We start from the raw sequence: 24,545 nt of genomic DNA, 5'->3' as shown, positions 1-24,545 counted from the left end.
TCGGGCCCTGTCATGAGGTGCCCGGCTTGGGTCGAGCACGAAGGTGGATGCGCTCGCCCTGCTTGCCGAACATGCTCAGAATCTCGACCGGAGACCCGCCGGCAGCGCCGAACCAATGCGGGTTCCGGGTATCGAACTCGGCGGCTTCGCCAGCAGCAAGCACGATGTCGTGTTCGCCGATGACCACCCGAAGCCGTCCGGATAGCACGAACAACCACTCGTACCCGGTGTGGGTGCGCAGTTCAGGTTCGCGCTCCGTCGCCGGAATGGTCACCTTGAACGCCTGAGGTTCGCCTTGATGACGGGACAAGGGCGTCAGGATGCGCCCCTCCCGGCGGGTGGAGGCCTGGGGTACGCGGGGGTCTTCGACCCGGGGCGCAGTGACGATCTCGTCCAACGGAACCGCGAGCGCGGCCACTATCGGGAGCAGCAGTTCCAGGCTGGGCTTCCGTTGCCCGGACTCCAGCCGGGACAGCGTGCTGGTGGAGATGCCGGTCGCCTTGGCGAGATCCGCGAGGGTGAGGTCCTTCTTCTCGCGGGCTCGGCGCAGGCGGGGCGCGATCTGGCTCAGCGCGCTCTCGATCTGTGGGGTGGCGGTCATGGCACCATCGAATCAAGTTATCCCGGTTTTGGCAACAATGTTCCCACAATCGGCGCCGGTGGTGACACCGTATTCGTGGAGGTGGTGACGATGACAAGCACAACGCACCATGACGTGATCATTATCGGCGCAGGAGCCGCCGGCCTGAGTGCCGGTCTCGTGCTGGCGCGGGCACAGGCACAGGTGCTCGTGATCGATGCCGGGGAGCCGCGCAACGCGCCGGCATCGCGCATGCACGGGTTCCTGTCGCGGGACGGCATGTCGCCCGCAGAGCTTCTGGCCGTGGGCCGGAGGGAGGTCACTGGATACGGCGGCGTGATCGCATCCGCCACCGTGTCTGCGGTCAAGCGCCGGGCGGATGACCGATTCGAGGTGACCCTCGACAGCGGCGAAGTCGAGGTTGCCAGGGCTCTCCTGGTGGCGACCGGCCTGCGAGACGAGTTGCCCGATCTCCCCGGCATCCGTGAGCGGTGGGGCTCGCAGGTGCACCACTGCCCGTACTGCCACGGGTTCGAGGTGAGCGGCCAGGCGATCGTCGTCATCGGCGGCCCGGCACCGGCGCTCTCGCTCAAGCAGGCGGGCCTCCTCCTTCGCTACAGCGACCGGGTCACCTTCGTCACCAATGGCATCATGCTGACGCCGCCGGACCGCCATCGTCTGGAGGCATTCGGCGCTCGCGTCATCGACGGCACCGCTTCCGGCTTCGTCGGGAAGGACGGTTCGCTGGCCGGCGTCGCCCTGACCGACGGGTCGACCGTCGCCTGTGAGGCAGTTTTCGTGGCGCCGCGTCCTCACCCGGCCGACGGCATCCTGCACTCGCTCGGCTGCGAGACCGACCCGGCCACCGGGTTCATCGCCGTCGATGCGGCGGGCCAGACGAGCGTGCCTGGCATCTGGGCGGCTGGCAACGTCGTCAACGCGAACGCCCAGGTCATCACGGCTGCCGGGGCTGGCAGCTCCAGCGCCATGGCGATCAACGGATGGCTGCTGCAGCTCGATATGGACGCCGCATCCACCGACCACTCCCCCGAATAACACCTTCATTAACCGAACGGAACGTCAATGCAAACCATTCACCCCACTCCCACACCAGAGCCCGCACGCGTCACCAACGCGCCACCCTCGGTACACGTCAGGGCGGTGATCACCTGGATCGCCATCTTTCCGCTGGTCGCCCTGGGAATGCTCGCGATCGCCCCGTTCTCGGGCGACTGGCATCCGATTCTGCGCGCCCTGGTGCTGTCGGTGCTCATCGTGCCGGTCGCGGTGTACCTGGTGGTACCCCAGCTGATGCGAATCTACGGAAAGCTCCGCGCTCGGAGCCTGTGAGCTGACGCCGGCTCTTCGAACCCCTATGGGCCTCGTGGGAGATCGAGCAGGGCGACGAGCCTGGCGGGCGCGGTCACCCGATACGACTCCTCGATCAACTCGGTCACCTCGTCCCAGTCGCTGCCGCCATCCAGGTCAACACCCGTCCAGCCGGCCACACCGAGATAGGCCGGCACATACGATCCGGGCATCCGGCGCAGGACCTCGCGCTCTGCGGTATCGGCCTGGACGACCAGCGACTGTGGATGCTGCACCCACTCGCCATCGACCTTGAGCGATCCGCTGTAGTAGGCGAACACCTTGTGGGTAAAGAATGCCGGGCGCCCGTGCGAAATCTTCTCCTGGGCCTCCGGCAGCGCCAGCGCGATGCTGCGCACCCGGGCCAGCACAGGGTCGTCGTCCTCGAACATGAGTTCATGGGTCATCGTGAGCTCCCCGCTCTCTCAGCACTATTGTGCACGCTGCCCTCAGCCGCGGTCGAGGCGATCCAGCAGCTCGACCGCGGCATGGGCGTACTCCCCGATCCAGCGGTCGTGGATCCGCTTGATCGGCAACGGCGCCAGGCTGAGCTGGCGTTCCCGCCCGACCTTGCGGCCGGTCACCAACTCGGCCCTCTCCAGTACCCGCAGGTGCTGCAACACCGTCGTGCGGTCAAGCTCCGGGAGCTGGGCGCACAGTGCACCCGTCGAGCGCGGAGCGTCTTTCAGCACATCGAGCATCCGCCGTCGGGTGCTCGAGGCGAGAGCCTTGAAAACCAGGTCATCTCCCGAAGCCTTGTTTCCCGCATCCAACATGTTGTAAAATTACCACATGAATAGCGACCATTCACTCAAAGAACTCAGCTTCAACGTCTCCGGCCGCATCGGGCGGCCCTGCGCCGAGGTGTACGAGGCTGTCGCCGACCCGGAGCAACTGTCGAAGTACTTCACCACCGGTGGCGCGCGCGGCCGGTTGGAGTCCGGTACCGAAGTCAGTTGGGACTTCCACGACTTCCCCGGACGATTCCCGGTCACCGTCCTCGAAACGGACCCGCCCCGGCGGATCGTGATCCAGTGGCGCGGAACGGAAACCACCAGCGAGGATGGCAAGACCACGACGACCTTCGAGTTCGAACCCATCGATGACGGCGCTCGAACCCTCGTGACAATCACCGAGTCGTCCTGGAAGCCGACCACCGATGGTGCGGCTACCGCTTTCGGCAACTGCGAAGGCTGGACCGGCATGCTCGCCGCCATGAAGGCCTGGCTGGAACACGGCATCAACCTCCGCGAGGGCTTCTACCAGTAGCCGGAGGCGATGATGGCATCAGTCAGAGCCACGCTGCATGACGGCTCGCTCATCGACGTGGTCGTGCGCGGTGAGGGACCCGCGGTGTTGATCCCGACGCGGACGACCCCGGTGGAGCCCGAGACGGCAGAGAAGATGCGGGCGTGGGGCGCGGAACCCGACGCCGGTGAGGTGGTCGCCGACGGGCTCGCCGATTCCGGTTTCCGGGTGATCACCGCGGACCTTGAGGCGCATCGGATGGCGCACCCCGCCGAGAGGACGCTCACTCCCGACGCCCTAAGCAACGACCTTCTGTCCATCGCCGACGCCGTCGGTGCGGGTCAGTTCGCCTATGCCGGGTACTCCTGGCTCGGGCTGTGTGGCCTGCAGCTTGCCCTGCGCACCCAGCGGCTGTGGGCCCTCGTCATGGGCGGCTACCCACCGGTTGACGGGCCGTACCGCGAGATGCTCGCCGTCACGCGGGCCGCCCACGCCTTATCGACGGCTCCCAAGCAGCCCGGGAACGACCAGGTGGCGGTCGAGCCGGGCGACTGGGACTCCGTGCAAATCCAGACGGATGCCGCGCAAACCGGCCAGTTCGTCACCCTGTACGAGGCGTTGCAGGGGTTCGACGACAACGAGGCGGCGCGCGGGTTGACCGTCCCGCGCCTCGCCTATGCCGGCGCCGATGACGAGATCGCCTACGGCGCGAACTGGGGCGACGTCACCGTCCGCATCGCCGCTCCGCTCCTTGAGCACCGGGCACAACTAGAGGCGGAAGGGTGGAGCGTGGAACTGTTCCCCGACCGCGACCACCTGACCGCGATGCACAGCGATGTCGTGCTGCCACTCCTCAGAACCTGGCTCCACTCCGTTCGGACCTAAGCACGTCCGTCACGAGGCTTTCGGGCTTCCCAGCGTGCGCATGAAACCTGCCAGCTCCTCGGCCATGGAGTCCGGCTGCCAGGTGTGCTGCGCACCTGCTGTGCGCCTCCAGCTGGCAGCATGGGGAACCGATTCCGCCCACGCCAGTGATTCCGCGTCCGGCCGGAGGCTTCCGGCCTGCTCGATCATGGGAGGGAAACTCTGCACGGCCTCCAGGATCTCCGGCGGCATGTCCTTCAGGTAGAGCTTCAGTGCACCGGCACGGTCACCGGCATCGATGAGGCGCTCGACCTCACCCGCCCATTCGCGTGCGCCACTCGGTTCCGGGCTGAGCGGAGCCTCCCATGACACCCGTCGACAGGCAGACCCTTCGCGGTCGCGTAGCGATGCCGCCTAACACGGCAGCGGGGCACGGATGCCAAGCCGACGGTCATCGCCGGACTGCGCGATGCAGGGATTTCTCGGGTAGGGCGGCGACGCGAATTCAGCCGACCGGCTCAGCGAGGCGCCGCCCAAACGGATGCTCCCTGCCAGTCCACGACGACGACCGTTTCGTCGCCGACCCCCCAGGCATCATGCCCCGGTGGTAGCGAGATGACATCTCCCGGCCCCGCCTCCATCTCCGTCCCGGCCACCGGTTTGACGTCCGTTGACCATCTCCAGCCAGGCTGCAGCGTGAGCCTGCCGACCTGAGCGCCGCCCGCCAGGTTGACTAGTTCGAGGCGCCAATTCGCCCCCTCCCGTACATCATCAGGTTTCTCAAACGATCCTGTTTCCAGCGGTTGCGCCACGATCACCACTCCTCGATATCGGACGTCGATGACCGACCCGGACGGCCCGGTCGCCTGCAGATTAAGCCTCATTGTCTAGCGCCAGGAGGTCTTCGGAGGATACTCACAGCACGACGTGATGGATCTCCGTTTCGGCTTCCAACGCGGGTATGCAGACAAATGTGAAAAGCTTGAACGACATGGTTGAGAACAAGGCGTTCCTTCGTGACTCCCGGGTGGTGAAGGCGTTCAACCACATGGGTTACCACGATCTGGATGACGAGGCTCGTCCGGCCGGTGAGCCCGGGCGCAAGGCCCTGGCCATCGCCGGGGATGACCCGGCCGACTTGGCAACGGTTGCCGCCCTGGTCGATGCACTCCGCTTCGACCCCGTGATCGCAGGACCCCTCGCTGAAGGAATCCGTCTGGAACCGCACACCGAACTGTTCGGCGCGGATGTCGACGCCGCCGAAGTTCGGGCCATGCTCGAGCGCTTCCCCAACTCGGCTCGCGGACGGGTGGTCGCCCGCGCCCGCCCCGACCATGGCGGCGCCGCCGCGTAGCGGTTCCAGGGACAGCGTCCAAAGACATCCGCGATCGTGTCCTCGGCGACGCGCTTCTGCTCGTTCTGCGTCGGCAATGGCCGCGGTTGGCGGGCCGTGTGCCCCTTGCCGCCGGGTCGCCCCAGGGTGTCAAATCTACTCATACGATCCAGCGATTGGCGGCGCAGGGAGTCCTCATGTCGGCGAAAGGTGCGAACGGCACGACGAAGGGTTCGGGCCGGGACAGTTCGGAGCTTCATCGAGTCGAAGCGTTGCCGGGGGTCTGGGCGAACCATACGGAACAGATCCGCAATATCGCGCTCGTTGGGCGTTCGGGTTCCGGGAAGACGATGCTCGCCGAAGCGCTGCTCGCCGCCGCGGGCGTTATCACGCGCATGGGGTCAATCGTGGACGGCACCACGATGAGCGACTCCGACCCGTCCGAGGTGCACCAGCAGCGCTCCGTTGCGCTGTCAGTTCTGCCGTTCGCAGTCAACGAGATCAAGGTGAACCTGCTGGACACTCCCGGCTACGCGGATTTCATCGGCGACTTGCGTGCCGGGTTGCGTGCAGCGGATGCGGCGCTGTTCGTCGTGTCCTCCGTCGACGGCGTCGATGCTGCAACCACGGCCCTGTGGGCCGAATGCGATCGTGTCGGGATGCCGCGCGCTGTCGTCATCAGCCGGACCGATCACCCGCGAGCCAGCTACGAGGCGGTCCTGGCCGCGTGCCAGGAAGCCTTCGGGGCTTCCGTGCTCCCTCTCCACCTTCCCATCCGTACGGCGGGGGCGATCACCGGATTGCTCGGACTGCTGTCCGGCACAGTGTCGGACTACGCGGATAGCCGCCGGCCCGCCACCCGACCGGCGAGCTCCGCCGAACTCGCCGATTCCGAGGCGGCACGGGGCACGCTCATCGAGGGCATCATCGCCGAGAGCGAGGATGAAACGTTGATGGACCGTTACCTGGGCGGGGAGGAGATCGGTCCAGAAATCCTGATCAGTGACCTGGAGACCGCGGTCGCCGGTGGGGCGTTCTTCCCGGTGCTGGCGACATCCGCTGACACCGGTGTGGGCGTCTCGGAATTGCTGGAGGTGATGACCGGGGCGTTCCCGTCTCCGGTCGAACGGACAGTTCCGCCGGTAACGGATCTCAGTGGCACGCCGGTGCCACCGCTCAACTGTGACCCAACCGGGCCGCTGGTCGGTGAGGTGGTGCGCACCACCATTGATTCGTTCCTGGGCCGGGTCTGCATCGTGCGGGTGTTCTCCGGCACACTGCGCGAGAACTCAGCTGTGCACATCGGCGGACACGGGCTGGCGGATCGGGGCCATCAGGACCACGACAGCGACGAACGGGTCACGCACCTGCAATCACCGCTCGGCTCCAGCCTGCGGGCGGTGCCGCATTGCGTGGCGGGCGACATCTGCGCCCTCACCAAGCTGGGCAGCATCGAGACCGGCGACACCGTGTCGGACCGGGATCGGCCGCTCCTGGTGGAGGCGTGGGACATGCCAGAGCCGCTGATGCCGATGGCGGTTCGCGGGGCGTCGCACGGCGATGAAGACGCCCTGGCCAGGAGCATGGGCAAGATCGCGGCGGTCGACCCGACACTGCGGGTTGAACGCAACCCCGAAACCCATCAACTGATCCTCTGGTGCATGGGTGAAGCCCACGCCGAAGTGGTGTTGGACCGACTGCGCAGCCAGGGGGTGAAGGTGCAGACGGTGGAGGTGATTACGCCATTACGGGAGACTTTCACCGCGCCGGCATCCGCCCGTGGACGGTACATCAAACAGTCCGGCGGCCACGGCCAGTTTGCCGTCTGCGACATCGAGGTCGAACCGCTCATTCGCGGGGCCGGGTTCGAGTTCGTCGACAAAGTCGTCGGCGGGGTGGTCCCCGGCCAGTACATCGGGTCAGTCGAGAAGGGCGTACGGGAGCAAATGCAGAGAGGGGTGTCCGCCGGATTCCCGGTGGTGGACATCCGCGTGACGCTCGTCGGCGGCAAGGCGCACAGCGTCGACTCGTCGGACGCCGCGTTCCAGGCCGCGGGAGCGCTGGCCCTGCGCGAGGCTGCATCCCAGGCCCGCATCCAGTTGCTGGAACCGGTCTCGGTGGTCACGATCGGCGTGCCGGACGGCTATGTCGGCGCCGTCATGACCGACCTGTCCTCCCGTCGCGGCCGCCTGACCGGAACGTCCTCGACCGGCGGCGAGCGCACCGAGATCAGCGCCGAGGTTCCGGATGCCGAACTCCTGCATTATGCGCCTGAGCTTCGCGCCCTGACCGCCGGCACCGGCGGCTTCCGCCGCAGCCACCTGCGACACGAACCGGTGCCGTCCAAGGCCAACGTGCATCCGTGAGTTCCAGGCTTGGCCTACGCCACGTCACGGCGCCTCAGGCGCGGCCGGGAGGGCATCGGTGCCAGCCCTGTTCATGTCAGCGGGTTCGTGCTGTCGGCGACTGGCGAACAACAGCGGGATCCCGATCAGCTCGACCGCGCCACCAATCACCAGCGACGTCCCGTAGCCCCAGAGGTCGGCAGCGCGGCCGAGGGCGGGTTGGATGCCCACTCCGCCGAGGCTGCCGAACAGCGAGTCGAACGAGAGCACGGTCGCACGCTGCCTGGACGGGATCATGTCGTTGAGGTAGGCCGCCCGAACCGGCTCGGCGACCGTGGCCACGAACCCCCAGACCACCAGCGCAACGATGCCAAACCAGAAGAGGTCGTTCAAGCCGAGGACCACGAGCGCTGCGACGCTGGCGAGGGACGCACCGATCACCGTGGTCGTCCGTTTGGCGAACAGACCACGGATCCGGGGCGCCAGCACTCCGCCGGCCACCTGCGACAGGGACAGCACCGCCGCGGCCAGGCCGGCAATGGAGTATGCCGATTCGTCCCCGTACAGCTCCAGCAGGTAGGGCTGAAGGGCGTAGAAGGCGTAAAAGGCGACCCCGGAGGCGAAGGGTGCCGCAAGAATCACGTAACGCACCGAGCGCCTCCGGAGCCCGTGCTCAAGCGATTGCTTCAGCACGTCCCGTGTCGCCGTGAGCGGCCCCTGCGAGCGGTCTGGCGTGAAGCCGAGATCCCTCATGGCAAGGAACGCGAACACGAACATGAAGACGAGCACTCCGGCGCGCACCAGGAAGGGAACCCCGAGATTGGTCGCTTGGGCGATCACGCCGCCCAGCACCGATCCGGTGAACATCGCGATGCCGGTCACGACGAGACCGCGGCCGAACACCGTCTCCAGGCTGCCGGTGTATTCGTGAAACGTCAGCGCGTCAACGAGCCAGGCCTCCACCGCTCCAGAGAAGAAGGTGAAGCCGAGACCGAGCAGCACGGACACGATCGCCCACCAGACGAACGGGGCATGCCAGACCCACAGCATCCAGTAGAGAGCGGTGGTGACCGACAGCGTGATCGTCCCCAGCAGGTAAGACGCCTTCCGTCCGACCGTGTCGGCCACGACACCGGTCGGGATCTCGAAGATGACCATGCCAGCGGTGAAGAAGGCGTTCGCCGCAAACGCTTCGAAGTTCGACAAGCCTGCATCGAGCAGAAAAAGAGTGTTGATACCCCAGATGAAGGACGCCGCGAGCGTGTTGCCCAACAGAAGGGTCAAGTAGATGCGCTGGACGCGCCGCGCCGCCGAGCGATCGCTCATACTCGACGGTAAACCGGGTCAGGCCGCCCGTGGCTGCGTATCTACTGCGAACCCGCGCACCGGGTCAGCTCGCCGCGGCTTCACTTTCCCGATGCGGAAGCTTCCAGCCTGGCCGCACGTAGTGGCAGTTGTAGCCCTCGGGGTACTTCTGCAGGTAGTCCTGGTGCTCGTCCTCAGCCTCCCAGAACGGACCGGCGGCAGTTACTTCGGTGACAACCGGTCCGGGCCACAAGCCTGACGCGTCGACATCCGCGATCGTGTTCTCGGCGACCCGCTTCTGCTCATCGTTGCTGTAGAAGATGGCGGAACGGTAACTCATGCCGACATCGTTGCCCTGACGGTTCTTTGTCGTCGGGTCGTGGATCTGGAAGAAGAACTCGAGGATGTCGCGGTACGAGATCTGGGCAGGGTCGAACACGATCTCAACCGATTCGGCGTGGGTGCCGTGGTTGCGGTACGTGGCATTCGGCGTGTCTCCGCCGGAGTATCCGACGCGGGTGGAGATGACCCCCGGACGCTCACGGAGCAGTTGCTGAGCGCCCCAGAAGCATCCGCCGGCCAGGATTGCGGTTTCGGTTGTTGCAGCCATCGTCTTCTCCTCTGTACCAAATGCTCTGTGACACCGACGCTAGTGAGAACAGCGTATGCCTCTCTGCTGTTCCCGAGCTGATCAAACCTGTCTAGCACCGGGGTACGAGCCGGGTCACAAAGTCGGTACCACGCTCCGATTCTGGCGATGACAAAGCTTCCTAGGTTCAGACCTGCGGTTCCGCACCCGGTTCCGAAAGCAACGAAGGAAGAGTAGTCACTTGATTGATGCAAATGTCCCAACGAGAAGCAACTGGGTCGTTTCCGGCCTGTTAGCCCTCCCGGCCTATGGCGTACTGACCGCCTGGTCGTCTCTCGAACCCCAACCCGACCAAACCAGGGATCCTGAAGCCTGGGCCCAGTTCGTCAGCACGGACTCGTACCTGGTCAGCCACCTGCTCGGCAGCACCGGTGGCACGATCCTCGCCATCCTCGGGTTCTTCGCCCTCGGCGCGTATCTCTCCAGGACTCGTGCGCGCGGGCTGGCCCTCAGCGCCATGGTTCTCACCGTCACCGGGCAAGCCCTGCTGCTGATCCCGGCCGCGATCTCCACCTTCGTCACACCGGCAATCGGTCAGCTGTACCTGAATGGGGTCACGGATGTCATGCAGCTCCAGTTTCCAGATTCCATGACCGTCGCCTTCATGGTCGGCCTGCTTCTGGCATTCGTGGGGAACATCCTGTTCGGTGTCGCCATGTTGCGCTCGCGAACGGTCGCCAAGTCGGCGGGTGCGGTGTGGATGATCGGCACAGTGACGTTCTACGTCCTGGGCGTCGTCCTGGGGCAGGCCACGACGGGCAGCAGCCTGCCAACGCAGTCCGCCGGCGCACTACTGCTCGCGCTGGTCGCCGGGTGGATCGTCTGGGGAGCTGTGCGCCAGCGTCCCGGCAACGGCAATAACTCTCACGCGCAGCCGTTCGCGGATGCGAAGATAAACGCATGACGGTCACCGCCGAGCCGTGGGTATCCGCGGCGTCCAGCCCCCTGCAACTCCAGCTCGCGCGAATTCCGGCCGCCGTTTTGCGTGCGCTCGGTGGCGACGAGCCGCAGACAGCACCCGCACTGTCCAGCATCACGTTGTCTCCCTACCTGCTGAGTGACAATTGCCTCTGGCTTTGGCGGATTCGAAGCGAGCAGGTTGTTGCCAAGCCTGCAGATGCCGACTGGATCACCCGAATCGTCATCGACACGAAGACGAATACGGCGGTCGGCGCGGCCGGCTTCCATGGCGCACCGGATGATCGGGGCATGGTCGAGCTCGGGTACCAGGTCGACCCAGCCCACCGCCGCCGCGGTTACGCCCGTGCCGCCCTCGAAATCCTCCTCGAGACGGCGAAGAACGACCAACGAGTGAACGTTGTCCGAGCCACGATCAGCCCGGACAATGCGGCATCGCTGGCGCTGATCGAGCAATTCGAGTTCGCGGAAGTGGGCGAACAATGGGATGACGACGACGGTCTCGAGATCATCTTCGAGAAGTAGCGAGACGCCCGCCCTTCGAGGCGGGCGTTTCGTCTTTCCGGCGATCTAGTACCTCGGTACGAGGCCAGGAAAAAGCCGGTACCAGGCTCCGATTCCCTCAACCTCCATGATTTCTAGATTCGTTTCTGCGGTTCCGAAACCGGTTCCGAAAGACACGAAAGCAGAACTCAGATGATTGAAGTAACCGCCCTGACGAAGAAATTCGGGGCCACCACCGCCGTGGACGACATCTCGTTCACGGTCCAGCCCGGCCGGGTGACCGGCTTCCTCGGCCCGAACGGCGCCGGCAAGACCACAACGCTTCGCTCGATCGCGGGCCTCGACCGACCAACCGCCGGCACCGCCCGAATCAACGGTAAGGCGTTTGCCGAGCACGCTGCCCCGCTGCACGAACTGGGGCTGCTGCTCGACGCAGGCAACCTGCAGCCGGGCCGGAATGCGCGGGCACACTTGCGGGCCATCGCCGCCACTCACGACCTGCCGCGCACCCGCGTCGAGGAGGTCATGGAGCTGACCGGCATCACCGAGGTGGCTCGCCGACGGGCGGGGTCCTTCTCGCTCGGCATGAGACAGCGCCTGGGCATCGCCGCAGCGCTGCTCGGCGACCCCAAGACGCTCATCCTGGACGAACCCATCAACGGGCTCGACCCGGATGGCGTCATCTGGGTGCGGAAACTGCTGCGACACCTCGCGGCGGAAGGCCGAACGGTCTTCCTCTCCTCGCATCTGATGAGCGAAATGTCGCTCACCGCCGACCACCTGATCATCATCGGCCGGGGCCAGTTGATTGCGGATGCGCCGCTGGACGAGATCCTGGCAGCTACCAGCGACGCCAGGGTCACCGTGCGCACCCCGGATGCCACACGTTTGGCATCCGAGATCGCCGCCCCTGACGTCACGGTGACGACCGTCGCATCCGATCACCTCGAAGTCGTCGGACTGGAGGCGCCAGAGATCGCCAGCGCCGCCAGCCGGATCGGAGCCCGGCTCTATGAGCTCACCACTCACACGACCTCGTTGGAAGAGGCGTACCTCTCGCTCACCGAATCCTCGGTGCAGTACCGCGCGGCATCCGTCGCCCAAACCGCTTCATCCCACTAGAGCTCACGAAAAGGAAAACAAGAATGTCAACTGCAACACTCACCGATCACCCCGCAACGGAGCGCGTGCGCTTTCGCGGCCTGATGCGATCGGAATGGATCAAAGCAACGTCCGTACGCGCCCCGATCTGGACAGCCATCCCCACGGTCGGCGCCGCCGCCCTGTTCGCCGGAACCGTCCCGCTCATCGCCCTGGTCTCGCCGCTGGAAGGCGCCGACCCACGGGCGCTGATCGTCGAAAACTTTGGCGAGCAGCCCAGCCTCCAGGTGTTGATGTTCGTCTTCATCCTGGTTCAATCGCTCATCGCCCTGATGGGCGTGCTCCTGGTCAGCGGCGAGCGCGGATCGGGCCTGATCAACGTCACGCTGGCGGCTGTGCCCAGCCGCACGCCCGTTCTCGTCGCCAAGCTCCTGCTCAGCGGCGTGGTCGGGTTCGCCGTTGGGCTCGCCAGCGGCCTCGGTGCCATCCTGGTCGCACAGCCGGCCCTCGCGGCACTGGGTATGGGTGATTCGCTGTGGACGGTAGCCGGTCTGCAGGTCATCGCCGGCGGCGCACTGTCCCTGGCCCTGATTGCTGTCGTCGCCACCGCGTTGGCGTCGCTGTTCTCCAACACCGCGGCGGCTGCCGGAGTAGTCCTTTCCCTGGTACTCATCGCTCCCAGCGTGATCGGACTCATCCCGGTAATCGGTGTCCCGCTTTCCCAAATGCTGCCGAGTTCTGCCGCTATGCTCATGATCCAGCCCGCCGACGTGGTCGGGTCGGGCACGGTCGTGAGCGGTCTGCTGATCCTTCTTGGATGGGTCGCGGTCACCAGTGTGATCGCCGGACTGCGGTGGAAGAGACGAGACGTCTAGTGCGGATGCCAGGCAGTGACCGCCGTCGGGAAGGTTCCACATCTCCCGCGGCGGTCGCCGCTGGTGTGGAGTGGGAGCCGAGGCGTTCCTTCTTCGAATCCCACCCCTGGCTAGTCGACTGGGCCGTCGCCGGGATCTACACGGTGTCGCTCGTTCTCAGCCGGGTCTACGGCCTCATGCTGGGCGACCCGAACTCGACCGTCTGGCACATTGTCGTCGCGGTTCTCACCGGAGCGGCCCTGCTCTTCCGCCGCTATCGGCCACTCGGGATACTGGTCGCTGTCGCGATTCTCACGACCGTTGTCACCTGGTCCCTGGACGCCAACAACGACATCCTGGCTGTGCCGATCGCGCTGTACTCCGTTGCGGCGTTCCGCAAGCCACGGACCGCGTGGCTCAGCGGCATCGGCGCGCTGGCCCTCGCTGCTGCCGGCCTGGCCGTCTGGTTTCCGCTGCAGGCTGCAGGTGGCGAATACGACTACTCGAATCTGCTGCTCATCTTCGCGCTGCTCTCCCTCATTGCCATCCTCTTCGGATCTCTCACTTACGCCCGACGGGACCGGCTGCGCGGCCTCGAGCAGCGCGCCGAGCAGTTGGTCCGGGAACGGGACAGCCAGGCCATGATCGCAACTCTCGCCGAACGCTCCCGTATTGCCCGCGAGATGCACGACATCGTCGCGCACAGCGTGTCGATTATGGTCGCGCTGTCCGATGGCGCGATCGCCGCAGTCGACCGGGACCCGACGGTTACCAAGCAGGCACTCCAGCAACTCAGCGAGACGGGCCGTTCAGCACTCGCTGACATGCGGAGCGTTCTCAGCGTGCTGCCAGAGACCTCAGCGCCGGATGATCAGCGTCGACCGGCGCCGGGCAGTCGCGATCTGCCCGATCTCATCGATCGTTTCCGCGCGGCCGATCTCCCGATCAGGTTCACCGTCAGCGGCGTGGCTCCCGACGACCCTGCCCTCGAGTTGACGGCCTACCGGATCGTGCAGGAGTCCCTCACCAACGTGCTGCGCTACGCGGTGAATGCGACCAGTGTCGACGTGACGATCGTGCACTCCGATGACACAACGACAGTGTCCGTGATAGACAACGGCCATCATCGCGATGCCGGGCTCGCAGAGAAGCACGGCTCAGGTCGCGGCATCATCGGCATGACGGAACGAGCAGTCATGCTCGGCGGCCACGTCGAGACGGGCGCGCGTCCCCTCGGTGGATGGGAAGTGCTCGCCACTCTCCCCCACCCGGGCACCCACCACGACGTTCAACAAGGAGAGCAACATGACTGACGACCCGACGGGCATTACGGTGCTTCTGGTCGATGACCAACCGCTCATCCGCCTTGGTTTTCGCATGGTTATCGAGGGTGATACGGGATTCACCGTTGTCGGCGAGGCGGACGACGGGGCCTCGGCTGTGCGCGCAGTCGCCGCCCTCGCGCCAGATGTGGTGGTTATGGACGTGCGGATGCCCGGGGTCGACGGTATCCAGGCGACCGCCCTGATCACCGAGCGGCATCCAGACACACGGGTGCTGATCCTGACCACCTACGACATCGACGAGTACGCCTTCGCGGGCCTGCGCGCCGGTGCCAGCGGCTTTCTGCTGAAGAATGCCCGTCCCGCAGAACTCATCGACGCGATTCGCACGGTCGCGAGTGGCGATGCCGTCGTCGAACCGCGAGTCACCCGGCGGCTGCTCGACCTGTTCGGCGATCAGCTTCCCGACGGGTCGGCCACCGATAGGAGACCGGCACAGAGTCGGGCGCTCGACTCACTGACCGAACGGGAGCGGGAGGTGTTCACCGCCATCGCGCGTGGGCTCACCAACACCGAGATCTCCCGCAGTTTCCACCTCTCCGAGTCCACGGTGAAGACGCACGTCGGACACATCCTGTTGAAGCTCGGACTACGAGATCGGATCCACGCCGTCATCCTCGGCTACGAAAGCGGAGTGGTAACCGCCGCGGAGGGTGAGCATGATTCACAGGCCTGATACTGACGCACACGAACGGAAAGAGACAACCGTCATGCAGCAATCACTCACTTTTGATCGAGCCGGACTGGAAGCCGCAGCGGTGGAGTTCTTCGATGAACAAGTGGAGAAATGCACTCACATCGGGATCGATACCTCGACATTCTCGATCAGCCATCTGGCGGTGAGGACGGCAACGTGGCGCGAGTACGTTGAAGCGCGAAGGGAAATCGAAACCTACGCGACCGCGAACCTCGAAAACGTCTGGAATGGGAGGCCCATCTCCAAGATCGTGCTGAAAGACCCCCTCCGCGTCACCGCAGACCGAAGTATCCCCCTCATCGAACTCATCCCGCCATACCATCAGCGTGTCTACCGAATGGGCCTGGAACACCTGGGCTTTACCGTCGGCGCGGGTTTCGCTGAATTCGTGGAGGAACACCGCGAAGCACTGACCGGACAGCAGTTCCAGAGCAGGTTTTGCATGCCCGTCTACAAGCTCTTCTCCGACTACACGCACGTGAAGTTCTACGAGCGATCGCTGGGCGATGTCTGCCTCCTGGAAGGGATGACTTTCGAAGGGTTTCAGCACGCGGAGTGGACACCCGGCGACCCGGAGTCTGGTCCTTATGAGCTCTGAAGACGACAGCACAGCAAAGCCTCTGGCGGGACGCACCGCCCTGATCACGGGTGCCGGGGGCGGGCTCGGTGCCCAACTGGCGCGCGCGCTGGCCGACGCTGGCGCAGACCTGGTGCTCCACGGGCGCCAGAAATCCGCTTCGCTGAAGATGCTGGCCACATCGCTACACGCTGCCTTCGGGACGACCGTCACCACGGCGTTCGCCGACTTGGCGGATGAAGCATCGATCGACGCGATGTTCGAACCGGGCGGGCCGGCATTCACGGCGAACCTGCTTGTGAACAACGCCGGAATCTACCCGACGCGCGACTTCGCGGATCTCGACCTCAGCGACTGGGAGGACGTGATGATAATCAACGTTTACGCGGCGGCGCGCTGCATCCAGCTGATCACGCCGGCCATGATCCGCTCGGGCGGCGGTAGCGTCGTGTCCATCGGCTCAATTGCCGCGCAGCGGTCGCCGAGCGACCAGATCCACTATGCCGCTTCGAAGGCGGCACTCGGTGCGCTCAGCCGAGGCGCGGCCGTCGCGTTAGCCCCTCACCGCATCCGCGTCAATATGGTTTCCCCTGGCTTGCTCTCCCGCCCCGGAATTGGGGAGTCATGGCCGGACGGCGTTACTCGGTGGCGCAACGCTTCTCCGCTCGGAGAACTCATCTCGCCGGATGCTGTCGCGCGTGCCTGCCTGTTCCTCCTGTCCGATGCGAGCGAGTCGATGACCGGGCAAGAACTGATTGTCGATGGCGGACTTTCCGCGACATCCGACTATTGACCAACTGCCAAGCAGCAAGCGGATATCCGCCCGTCCACAACCCGGACTGGTTGGATCAAATCTCTTCTTGACGGGGATACCCCCTAGGGGTATATATTGATACCCCCACCGGGTATGGTGTCCGGTCTTGATCAAGGAGCAGAAATGAGTTCGCTAACAGACCGCAGTAGCGGGCGGCGATGGTTGGGCCTGGCCCTCATCGCCGCCGCGCAGTTCGTGGTCATCATGGACACGTCGATCATCGGCGTTGCCCTACCGGACATCCAGCGCGAACTCGGGTTCACCCCCGAGTCCCTGTCCTGGGTGTTCAACGCTTACGTGGTGGCCTTCGGGGGACTGCTACTACTCGGAGGCCGGCTATCCGACCTCTTCGGCGCACGAAGGATCTTCATCAGCGGTTGGGCGGCTTTGCTCGTCGGTTCCGTGCTCGCCGGAGCGGCGAGCACGGTGGCGGTGGAGATCGCCGGCCGGGCCGTGCAAGGCGTGGGTGCCGCCATGATCGCCCCGGCCGCACTGACCTTGCTGATGACCCTCTTCGGCGGAACACGTGACCTGCCGAAGGCATTCGCCATCTACGGAGCGGCCGCACCGATTGGTGGAACCGCGGGCGTCTTCCTCGGCGGAGTGCTCACCGAGTACGCCAGCTGGCCGTGGGTGTTCTACATCACGATCCCCATCGCCCTGCTGGTGATGGTTGCGACCCCCTTCGCCCTGCCGGCCATACCGGCGGCGCGCACCGGATCGATCGACGTTGCTGGAGCAGTAACCGGCACGACCGGCCTCACCGCCCTGGTCTACGGTGTCGTTCGTGCGCCCGAAGTCGGGTGGATGGCGACGGAAACGTTGGCCGCTCTCATCGCGGGCGTCGCACTGCTACTCCTGTTCTTCGCCATCCAGGCGCGTAGCCGGCAGCCTCTCCTTCGCCTCGGCATCTTCAAGGCGCCGCAACTCGGGGCAGCGAACCTGGCCCAACTGCTCCTCGGTGCAGCATGGATTCCCATGTGGTTCTTCCTGAACCTATATCTTCAGCAGGTCCTCGGAGCAGGAGCTTTCGCATCCGGAGCCGCCCTGCTGCCGATGACCGCGCTGATCGTGGTCGGCATGATCGCCCTGGCCCCCAGGCTCCAAGCCCGATTCGGGGCCAAGCCGATGATCGTCAGCGGCCTCCTCCTGTTGAGCGCCGGCCTGGTCTGGCTGGCATTCGCGCGACCGGACGGCAACTATGCGGTCGACGTACTTCCAGCGTCACTGCTCGCGGCACTCGGAATGGCCCTGGCCTTCGTACCGTCACTAGGAACCGCCATCTCCAGCGCACGACCGGAGGAAACCGGCGTCGCAGCCGGATTGGTGAACACCAGCTACCAGATCGGATCAGCAATTGGTCTCGCCGCCCTCACCGCAGTAGCAGCCATCTTCACCGGCCCAGCCGGTGATGCGCCCGCGCTCACCGACGGCTACTCCGCGGCCTTCGTCGGCGCAGCCATCATCGCCCTAATCGGAGCCGCAGTAGTGGCGGTAGCCCTCAAAACTATCGCCGTCGCAGCGCCAGAACCAGCCAGATCGGAAGTCGCGGCCTAACTGAGCAGTGGGGCACCGCGAATCCCGCCGTGCCCCACTGACTCTGTTCAGGGCTCGTCGCCTACTGAAGTCCAATCGTTCTATGGTCGTCCCATGGCACCGTCCACTCCAGCGCCGTGAACATCCGGTCCAGCACCAGCGCCGTGAACCCCCACACCAGGATGTCTCCGACCTGGAAGGCCGGCGAGTTGAACACCTTGCCGTCCTGGTGCAGCACCAGCGTTACCCGGTTGGCTGGTGTGAGCAGGTCAGCTACGGGCATCCGGAATACCTCCACTGCCTCCCGATGGTCTACCGCCGCGACCTCCGAAACACGTTCCCACCATGCCAGCACCGGCGTGACCAGGTTGTTGCTGACCGGGATCCCGAGCACAGGGAGGGTTCCGAGCACTTCGACCCCGGTGGGGTCGAGTCCGGTCTCCTCGACGGTTTCGCGCAATGCGGTTGCCGTTGCATCGGCGTCGAAGGGCTCAGCCCCTCCGCCGGGGAACGCGATCTGCCCGGGGTGGTGGCCCATGGTGGCTGCTCGGCGCTGAAGCAGCACGTCCAGGTCACCGGGCACCCGCCCAGGCGACTCCGCAGGCACCGAATCCAGCACGCCGAAGAGCACCAGCACGGCCGCCCGCCTGGCCCCGCCCAACGCGTTGCGGTCGCGTTCGGGTGCTTCCCAGTCGAGCCCGCGCCGTGCCAACGCGAGCAACTCGGCGCGGGCGTCCAAGCGGGAACGGGCCATGCCTGCCAGCATATTCACCGGAGGCGCGACCCCCGCCCAATCACTCCAGGATCTTCCAGAACGAGTCCTTGCGTGTGATCTTGCCGTGTTGGTCGAACTCCAGGAGGTCGACCCCGCGCACCTCGATCTGCTGGCCCGAGGCTGCGGTACCGGTGAGCGTCCACTCGGATACGCCGAGACCGTCGCCGCAGAACCAGTGCTGGTCGTTCCCATAGTGCACGTCGGGGATGCCCTGGAACCGTTTCGCCAGACCAGCGCGAACCTCCGCCTTACCCCGATACTGATCACCGCGAGGCTTCGCACCCCTCGGCATGTAGAAGACGCAATCGTCCGCGAAATAGCCCATGATGGCATCCAGGTCGTGATCGTTGAACGCTTTCAGGAACCCCTCGAGAACTGCACGCGTCGGTTTGTCGTCCATCACGTCACCAATCTGTGAACACTACTGCGCTTCTGCGGCCTTCTTGATGGCGGCGAGAGTGTCGTGGATGCCGCTGCGTGCCGTGTCCGCACGCTGCTGGACCTCTGCCTCGGCATCCGCCCCGAAGCGTTCCTGGAAGTACTCCTCACCGGCCGGGAGAATCTCCCACGACTCGGTCATCCGCGTTTCGTCACCCACCGGCTCAAAGGTGTAGCCCCAGCGGGTGCGATTGCCGCCGACCACGAAGGCGAACTCGCGACCTGGCTCATCCGCCACCACCTGGGACCGTGTCTCCCAGGTTTTCCCGGGCATTTCGTTTCGACCAGTGAACCACGCCCCGACACCACGGGTGTCGTCGTCCCACCAGCACCCGGTGCAGACCGGGCTCCACTCGCCCATCCGTGTCACGTCGGAGACGAGCGCGTAAAGCTCCTCCGCCGGGCGTGACACCATGATCGATTCAGAATGCTTCCAGCTGCCCATGTCCGAAGTCTAGTGACGCAGCCGACGAGCGCTACGGATGCCTGCTTCCAGCCAAATGTGAAAAACTGGGCTGACATGGTTGAGATCACGACGATTGGCATCCTCGGCGCCGGCAAGGTCGGCACCGTGCTGGCCCGTCTCGCCGTCGCGGCGGGATACCACGTGCTGATCGCCGGATCGCGTGACCCGGCGAGGATTGCGCTCACCGTCGACGTTCTCAGCGAAGGGGCCGTCGCGAGCACCGCTGCGGATGTCGCCACCAACGCCGACGTGGTCATCCTCGCGCTCCCCCTCGGCAAGTACCGCACCGTCCCCGCCGAACTGTTGCGCGGAAAACTGGTCATCGACGCAATGAACTACTGGTGGGAAGTCGACGGTATCCGCGACGAGTTCACCAACGCACGAACCTCCTCCAGCGAAATCGTGCAGGAGTTCCTTCCTGACTCGCGGGTCGTCAAAGCGTTCAACCACATGGGGTACCACGACCTGGAAGACGAGGCCCGCACGGCCGGCGAGCCCGGGCGCAAGGCGCTGGCCATCGCCGGGGATGGCCCGGCCGAGCTGGAGACCGTCGCGGCATTGGTCGATGCCCTGGGTTTCGACCCGGTGATCGCAGGACCACTCGCCGAAGGCATCCGCATGGAGCCGCACACCGAATTGTTCGGCGCCGATGTCGACGCTCCTGAGGTGCGGGCGATGCTCGAGCGCTTCCCGACCTCCGCCCGCGGGCAGGTGGTCGCGCGTGCCCGCGCCAACGGCGCCGCAGCGTAGCGCTCGCGGCACGCTGCCCGGCATGACCCGAGTCGGGGGTACATTGCCTGCATGCCTCCACAAACGGATGCCACCGAGCCCAACGAAGACGGCGTGCCTTCGACGCGGGCCGGCGTGCCATTGGACAAGCCGCCGAGACCGGAAATGTCGGACCGCACGCCGGCGCCGGTACTCCAGCCGATCGTTCCGACCCGTCAGGTGAAGGCGGCGCGCACATTGTGGCTGGTCAGCTTCGCTGCCGGTTTCATCGTGATCCTCTTCACCTTTGTCTCCCGGGATGACCAATTGGAGCGCTTGCGTGAGTTGGTCACCGACCTTGCCCCGGAGCGGGACTCCGAAACGCTCACCGCGCTCGCATCACTCGTGTTCTGGGGAACGCTGGGCCTGCTCGTGCTGGTGATCGTTATCGAGGCAATTGCCTTGCGGGCGATGATGCGCGGGCACGGTGGGGCGCGGTGGGCGCTCATGCTCATCCTGTTCGCCAACGCCGGCGTCCTGCTCATCGCCGATGCGCTGCTGATTGCCCCCGGCGAGGAGGGCCTCTACCTCCGCATCAGCCTGGTGGCAGAGCTGGCGCTCGCCGGCGCCGGGCTGGTGCTAAGCCTCTTCCCGAGCGCCAGCACCTGGTTCCGCGCCCAGAAGAAGAGACGTCGTCGCTGGCACACCTGAGCCGTCGCCGGGCTGGACCAGGATGCCCTCGCAACTTCTCACCACTATTCGGCACAGTTCTGCCGTGGCTCGGTCAGTCAGCGGGCTCTCCGATCTGGCCCTCCAACGGTGTACCTCGGACAGTGCACGGGAGTGCACTTCGGCCTGGGGCGCATCCGGCTCCAGTCCCAGCCTCTCCTCCGGGGAGAGTCCCTGGCTGCCGGCGAGTCGAAGCATCTCGGCAGTGAGTTCGGGCGGCAGCGCAATGCCGGAGGTGTGGGCGGTGGCCATCAGCCGCAGCTCACGGAACTCGTGGGTCTCCGCCAGGATGCGTTCGATGGTCGTTGTGAGGGCATCGGTACCGGGACGCGGATGCTGGTGCAACAGGTTCTCCACGCCGACGATGGCCGCCCGGGCCTTCAGCTGGTCGTCGCGCACCCGGAATTGGGTGGCAATCAGGCTTACCAGGTCATCGAGTCCGCTGCGGCGGGCCAATTCGCGTGCCAGTGATTCGGGCTCGGAGAAGCCGCTGTGGATGAGCACGGTGGCCAGCCGGATCCCGAACAGCCCGAAACGGTCGAGCAGGGCACGTCTTTCCTCCATGGTTCCGACCGCTGCGCCCTGTGCCTGCACGAACCGGCCGGCCGAGATCAGCATCCGCTCGCGTGTCTTCCGGTCAAGGGCGGCAAGCTCGGCCAAGACCTCCACCTCGGGCTGCTGCAACGTTCGCGCCGTCTGTGCGAGCCTGCCCGCGACCGGCAGCACGCCGATCGCCAGGGAGCGCAGGGTCTCGTCATTCCGGTAGCGCTTGACGATGTCGCGGGCGGCGAGAAGGGAGTCTATTCGGCCGGCCCCGATCTCGTCGGCCCGCGACAGCACTGCGAGGGCGTTGACCGCACCGGATTGGGTGCCGGCGGCTTCGCGAAGCGACTTCAGGAAGGTCAGGTCGGCCTGATGCAGGTGCCGCAGCACGTAGATGATCGCGTCAGCCTCCGACGACCCGTTTTCCGGGATGAAGAAGCGGTTCGAGCGTTCCGAGATCTCCCCGGACAACGAGGCGATCCCGGGAGTGTCGATGAGAATCAGGTTGCGCAGGCTCTCGGCCGGCCACTCGACCACGATTCGGCGCACGTCCGCTGGGCGGATGCCGGTGAGGTCGAATGTCGGCCGCCCGTCGACCTGCTGGATGGGCAAGTCCTCCGGTTCGCCGACAATCGGATGAACGGATGCGCGGGGCCCGTCGCCGTAGCGAAACCACATCACGGTCGTGGTGCACTCCCCCGCATCGGTCGGTGCCAGCTCCTCCCCCAGCACCGCATTGATCAACGTCGACTTGCCCGCCTTCACCATGCCGGCGACAGCGATGCGCAGCGGTTCCTCCAGCCGGCGCGCGTGTCCCTCGAGCAGGCGCACGGCGATCGGATCGTCCTGGTAAACCTCGATCGCATCCCGAATCAGGCGGGGAACCGCTTCACGCAGTATCCGGCTCACGGTTGCACCGCGCTCACCGGCTTCGGGTCCAGCGCGAGCGCGCTCTTGCGCAGCTCGACTGTTCTGGCCAGCTCCGCCTTGATCTCCTTGACGCGCTGGTCGCTCTCCTGGTTGAACGTGGTGGCCGCCTTCTGCGCGGCGATGACGGATGCCCCGAGCGAGCGGTGGTGCTCCTCCGCGATCTCGCTGAAATGGTCACGCGTGCCACGCTGTACGAGTCTCAGGCGGTCCTTCAGCTGCTTGCCGACCTGGAAGATGACGTCATCGATGTGGCTGCGCACGAGAGCCTTCGCCTCGACCCTGCGGCGCTTGAGTCTGGCATCCTGCTCGTCCTTGTACACCTTCGCCCCGATCAGGATTCCTGCGCCGATGGAGATCGGGTTGATCAGTGACATGCCGGCGAGACCGGTCAGCAGGCCGAACATCAGCACGCCGCCGTAGGAACCGCGCATGCCGATGAAAAGCTTCTGCACCACGCTGAGCTTCCCCGAGTCGAGCGTGTCGACCGGCTGCACCGGGTCGAGCACGTCTTCTGTGCTGTCGATGTGCAACAGCCGGGGCAACTGCACTTCGTCGCGATTGAAATGATCGGCGACCTGTTCCGACAGCCACTGTGCCCGCTCGTTCGTCCACACGAAGGTGTCGGAAACCGCCGCCGCAACTCGCTGGTCCAGCCATTCGACGGTCTCCTGCCAGATCGGGCCGGGATCGGCTCCGTCAATGGCGCGCTCCGCGTCCCGCTGGATGCGACGCATCCGGTCGCGGAGGTCGTATTCCATGTCGGAGATCAGGTCGGACACACCGTCGTTGAGCGTGGTCTGCCACCGCGATGATCGGCGCCGGAGCTCATCCGCCCGTTCCTTGGCGGTCTCCAGCTCCGCGATCATCTGCGGCATGCTCTCCGGATGTTCGATCGCGGCCAGCTCTGACTGCAGCGAGAGTTGAAGATGCTCGGTGATCGAGCGCAGGTCGAGCGCGACCGACCGGCGCTGCAACCGCTCCGCCTGGCCGAGGATGCCGGCCCGGAGATACCTGATCAGGGGAAGGAACCCCGACTCGGTGTTGAGCTCCTCGTCCTCGAGCCGGGCGGCCTGCAGCCGCAACTCTGAGGAGACCGCGAACAGCGGGATGTCTGGGTCCACGTCGTCCAGGTGCTTGCGGTCCAGCTTCGCGACCTCTTCCCAACGTGGGTAGAGATCGATCTTCGACAGCACACACGCCACGTTCGGTGAGATGCGCATCGCCTGGCGCAGGAATTGGATCTCAGGTTCGGTGTATTCCTGCGACGCGTCGGAGACCAGCAGCATGGCATCCGCTGTCGGCAGCGTGGTGAGGGTGGTCAGCGAGTGCACGGAGTCGAGCCCGCCCAGGCCGGGAGTGTCAACGAGCGAGAGCCCGCCCGAGAGGATCTCACGTGGGAGGTAGACCTCGGCGGCCACCAGGTTGTCGCGGTTTCCGGGGTTCCCCTTCTCCGACACATGCTCAGCGACCGTCTCGATAGGGATCACCTCGCTTTCCAGCGACTGCTCCCCACCGGCTGGCGAACCACCGCCTTTAGCGAACATGATGGCGGCGGATGGCACGGTGCCGTGCCTGACCACGGTGGGCACGGATGTCGCGATGTCGTCATCGACCGGGCACACCGGCGCATTCACCAGGGCGTTGATCAACAAACTCTTGCCCTGCTTGAACTCGCCGACGACCACAACGCGGGTGCTCGGGTCGAGGAGGCGTCGCCTGGTCTGCTCCAGGCGCCGTCGCAGATCCGGTCGTTCCCCCGCGCTGACAAGTTCGATGCCTTTGTCCACCAACTTGACAAGCTCAACCACGAGGCTTCCTTCAGGTTCTGACCCCTCCATCAGACCACACACAACCGCCCAGTAGGAAGCGAATGCTCCTACTGGGCGGGTGTCGGGTAATTGCCAGGTGTTACTTTTCTCG

Annotated in this window: 29 protein-coding genes; 17 read left to right on the top strand and 12 right to left on the bottom strand. The window is 65.5% G+C overall.

The features are described from left to right. Nucleotides 1–10: 10 nt before the first annotated feature. On the bottom strand, nt 11–601 hold the full coding sequence (locus ACX3PH_RS10220; RefSeq protein ID WP_459092078.1) for a helix-turn-helix domain-containing protein: 591 nt from the start codon (nt 599–601) through the stop codon (nt 11–13). A 90-nt stretch (nt 602–691) separates the two neighbouring features. On the opposite strand from ACX3PH_RS10220, the gene ACX3PH_RS10215 reads away from it, so the two are divergent. After that, entirely contained in the window at nt 692–1,636 is a 945-nt protein-coding gene (locus ACX3PH_RS10215) for an NAD(P)/FAD-dependent oxidoreductase (protein ID WP_459092076.1), read from the top strand. 27 nt (nt 1,637–1,663) lie between these two features. Next, on the top strand, nt 1,664–1,930 hold the full coding sequence (locus ACX3PH_RS10210) for a hypothetical protein (protein ID WP_459092074.1): 267 nt from the start codon (nt 1,664–1,666) through the stop codon (nt 1,928–1,930). Nucleotides 1,931–1,953: 23 nt separating this feature from the next. Here the strand turns inward: ACX3PH_RS10210 and ACX3PH_RS10205 are convergent, their stop codons facing one another. Together ACX3PH_RS10205 and ACX3PH_RS10200 are read right to left on the bottom strand one after the other, a co-directional pair. After that, nucleotides 1,954–2,355 carry an MmcQ/YjbR family DNA-binding protein gene (locus tag ACX3PH_RS10205; protein WP_459092072.1) on the bottom strand — a complete coding sequence of 134 codons (402 nt, stop codon included), beginning with the start codon at nt 2,353–2,355 and terminating at the stop codon, nt 1,954–1,956. 42 nt (nt 2,356–2,397) lie between these two features. Continuing rightward, a complete protein-coding gene (locus ACX3PH_RS10200; RefSeq protein WP_459092070.1) occupies nt 2,398–2,724 on the bottom strand; it encodes an ArsR/SmtB family transcription factor in 327 nt (108 codons plus the stop codon). Nucleotides 2,725–2,740: 16 nt separating this feature from the next. Between ACX3PH_RS10200 and ACX3PH_RS10195 the strand changes: the two genes are divergently transcribed. Then, nucleotides 2,741–3,217 (top strand): SRPBCC domain-containing protein, encoded by a 477-nt coding sequence (locus ACX3PH_RS10195; RefSeq protein ID WP_459092068.1) that lies wholly within the window; start codon nt 2,741–2,743, stop codon nt 3,215–3,217. A gap of 12 nt (nt 3,218–3,229) precedes the next feature. Then, the gene (locus ACX3PH_RS10190; RefSeq protein ID WP_459092066.1) at nt 3,230–4,081 is read left to right on the top strand and encodes an alpha/beta fold hydrolase; all 852 of its coding nucleotides are present in this window, start codon (nt 3,230–3,232) and stop codon (nt 4,079–4,081) included. Between the two features lie 9 nt (nt 4,082–4,090). Here ACX3PH_RS10190 and ACX3PH_RS10185 read toward each other — a convergent pair whose 3' ends face one another. After that, nucleotides 4,091–4,432, bottom strand: coding sequence for a hypothetical protein (locus ACX3PH_RS10185; protein WP_459092064.1), 342 nt, complete (start codon nt 4,430–4,432; stop codon nt 4,091–4,093). Nucleotides 4,433–4,578: 146 nt separating this feature from the next. Then, on the bottom strand, nt 4,579–4,944 hold the full coding sequence (locus ACX3PH_RS10180; protein ID WP_459092062.1) for a cupin domain-containing protein: 366 nt from the start codon (nt 4,942–4,944) through the stop codon (nt 4,579–4,581). A gap of 107 nt (nt 4,945–5,051) precedes the next feature. On the opposite strand from ACX3PH_RS10180, the gene ACX3PH_RS10175 reads away from it, so the two are divergent. Together ACX3PH_RS10175 and ACX3PH_RS10170 are read left to right on the top strand one after the other, a co-directional pair. Then, nucleotides 5,052–5,414 (top strand): NAD(P)-binding domain-containing protein, encoded by a 363-nt coding sequence (locus ACX3PH_RS10175; protein ID WP_459092060.1) that lies wholly within the window; start codon nt 5,052–5,054, stop codon nt 5,412–5,414. 176 nt (nt 5,415–5,590) lie between these two features. Continuing rightward, nucleotides 5,591–7,759, top strand: a complete 2,169-nt coding sequence (locus tag ACX3PH_RS10170; protein ID WP_459092058.1) for an elongation factor G-like protein EF-G2 — start codon at nt 5,591–5,593, stop codon at nt 7,757–7,759. A 24-nt stretch (nt 7,760–7,783) separates the two neighbouring features. Here ACX3PH_RS10170 and ACX3PH_RS10165 read toward each other — a convergent pair whose 3' ends face one another. Next, the gene (locus tag ACX3PH_RS10165; protein WP_459092056.1) at nt 7,784–9,064 is read right to left on the bottom strand and encodes an MFS transporter; all 1,281 of its coding nucleotides are present in this window, start codon (nt 9,062–9,064) and stop codon (nt 7,784–7,786) included. 64 nt (nt 9,065–9,128) lie between these two features. Next, entirely contained in the window at nt 9,129–9,653 is a 525-nt protein-coding gene (gene msrA / locus ACX3PH_RS10160) for a peptide-methionine (S)-S-oxide reductase MsrA (RefSeq protein WP_459092054.1), read from the bottom strand. Between the two features lie 220 nt (nt 9,654–9,873). Here msrA and ACX3PH_RS10155 point away from each other — a divergent pair, with 220 nt between their 5' ends. The 9 genes from ACX3PH_RS10155 (at nt 9,874) to ACX3PH_RS10115 (ending at nt 18,057) form a co-directional block, all read left to right on the top strand. Beyond that, entirely contained in the window at nt 9,874–10,596 is a 723-nt protein-coding gene (locus tag ACX3PH_RS10155) for a hypothetical protein (protein WP_459092052.1), read from the top strand. Next, nucleotides 10,593–11,135, top strand: coding sequence for a GNAT family N-acetyltransferase (locus ACX3PH_RS10150; protein ID WP_459092050.1), 543 nt, complete (start codon nt 10,593–10,595; stop codon nt 11,133–11,135). The genes ACX3PH_RS10155 and ACX3PH_RS10150 overlap by 4 nt, the downstream gene beginning before the upstream one ends. A gap of 171 nt (nt 11,136–11,306) precedes the next feature. After that, nucleotides 11,307–12,236: an ABC transporter ATP-binding protein gene (locus ACX3PH_RS10145; protein WP_459092048.1), complete on the top strand. Its 930-nt coding sequence runs from the start codon at nt 11,307–11,309 to the stop codon at nt 12,234–12,236. Nucleotides 12,237–12,259: 23 nt separating this feature from the next. Further along, nucleotides 12,260–13,090, top strand: a complete 831-nt coding sequence (locus tag ACX3PH_RS10140) for a hypothetical protein (protein ID WP_459092046.1) — start codon at nt 12,260–12,262, stop codon at nt 13,088–13,090. 5 nt (nt 13,091–13,095) lie between these two features. After that, complete coding sequence (locus ACX3PH_RS10135; protein WP_459092044.1) at nt 13,096–14,382, top strand: sensor histidine kinase; 1,287 nt, start codon at nt 13,096–13,098, stop codon at nt 14,380–14,382. Further along, nucleotides 14,375–15,088: a response regulator gene (locus ACX3PH_RS10130; RefSeq protein ID WP_459092042.1), complete on the top strand. Its 714-nt coding sequence runs from the start codon at nt 14,375–14,377 to the stop codon at nt 15,086–15,088. Before ACX3PH_RS10135 ends, ACX3PH_RS10130 begins: the two co-directional genes overlap by 8 nt. Then, nucleotides 15,072–15,707, top strand: coding sequence for a VOC family protein (locus ACX3PH_RS10125; RefSeq protein ID WP_459092040.1), 636 nt, complete (start codon nt 15,072–15,074; stop codon nt 15,705–15,707). The genes ACX3PH_RS10130 and ACX3PH_RS10125 overlap by 17 nt, the downstream gene beginning before the upstream one ends. Continuing rightward, nucleotides 15,697–16,479: an SDR family NAD(P)-dependent oxidoreductase gene (locus ACX3PH_RS10120; protein WP_459092038.1), complete on the top strand. Its 783-nt coding sequence runs from the start codon at nt 15,697–15,699 to the stop codon at nt 16,477–16,479. Before ACX3PH_RS10125 ends, ACX3PH_RS10120 begins: the two co-directional genes overlap by 11 nt. Nucleotides 16,480–16,623: 144 nt before the next feature. Beyond that, complete coding sequence (locus tag ACX3PH_RS10115; protein WP_459092035.1) at nt 16,624–18,057, top strand: MFS transporter; 1,434 nt, start codon at nt 16,624–16,626, stop codon at nt 18,055–18,057. Between the two features lie 61 nt (nt 18,058–18,118). Here ACX3PH_RS10115 and ACX3PH_RS10110 read toward each other — a convergent pair whose 3' ends face one another. Genes ACX3PH_RS10110 through ACX3PH_RS10100 form a run of 3 tightly spaced genes read right to left on the bottom strand, consistent with a single transcriptional unit; the run spans nt 18,119 to nt 19,694 of the window. Continuing rightward, a complete protein-coding gene (locus ACX3PH_RS10110; protein ID WP_459092033.1) occupies nt 18,119–18,790 on the bottom strand; it encodes an NUDIX hydrolase in 672 nt (223 codons plus the stop codon). 40 nt (nt 18,791–18,830) lie between these two features. Further along, nucleotides 18,831–19,211 (bottom strand): nuclear transport factor 2 family protein, encoded by a 381-nt coding sequence (locus ACX3PH_RS10105; protein WP_459092406.1) that lies wholly within the window; start codon nt 19,209–19,211, stop codon nt 18,831–18,833. Nucleotides 19,212–19,232: 21 nt separating this feature from the next. Beyond that, nucleotides 19,233–19,694: an SRPBCC family protein gene (locus tag ACX3PH_RS10100; protein WP_459092031.1), complete on the bottom strand. Its 462-nt coding sequence runs from the start codon at nt 19,692–19,694 to the stop codon at nt 19,233–19,235. Nucleotides 19,695–19,769: 75 nt separating this feature from the next. Between ACX3PH_RS10100 and ACX3PH_RS10095 the strand changes: the two genes are divergently transcribed. Then, on the top strand, nt 19,770–20,465 hold the full coding sequence (locus ACX3PH_RS10095; protein ID WP_459092029.1) for an NADPH-dependent F420 reductase: 696 nt from the start codon (nt 19,770–19,772) through the stop codon (nt 20,463–20,465). Between the two features lie 51 nt (nt 20,466–20,516). Beyond that, a complete protein-coding gene (locus ACX3PH_RS10090; protein WP_459092027.1) occupies nt 20,517–21,134 on the top strand; it encodes a hypothetical protein in 618 nt (205 codons plus the stop codon). Here the strand turns inward: ACX3PH_RS10090 and ACX3PH_RS10085 are convergent. Together ACX3PH_RS10085 and ACX3PH_RS10080 are read right to left on the bottom strand one after the other, a co-directional pair. Further along, on the bottom strand, nt 21,063–22,604 hold the full coding sequence (locus ACX3PH_RS10085; RefSeq protein ID WP_459092025.1) for a dynamin family protein: 1,542 nt from the start codon (nt 22,602–22,604) through the stop codon (nt 21,063–21,065). The genes ACX3PH_RS10090 and ACX3PH_RS10085 overlap by 72 nt on opposite strands. Next, complete coding sequence (locus ACX3PH_RS10080; RefSeq protein WP_459092023.1) at nt 22,601–24,463, bottom strand: dynamin family protein; 1,863 nt, start codon at nt 24,461–24,463, stop codon at nt 22,601–22,603. The genes ACX3PH_RS10085 and ACX3PH_RS10080 overlap by 4 nt, the downstream gene beginning before the upstream one ends. Nucleotides 24,464–24,545: the final 82 nt, after the last annotated feature.

The organism is Homoserinimonas sp. A520 (assembly GCF_054489245.1).
Note: the sequence above shows the minus strand (reverse complement) of the source record. Positions and strands in the feature narration are given on the sequence as shown.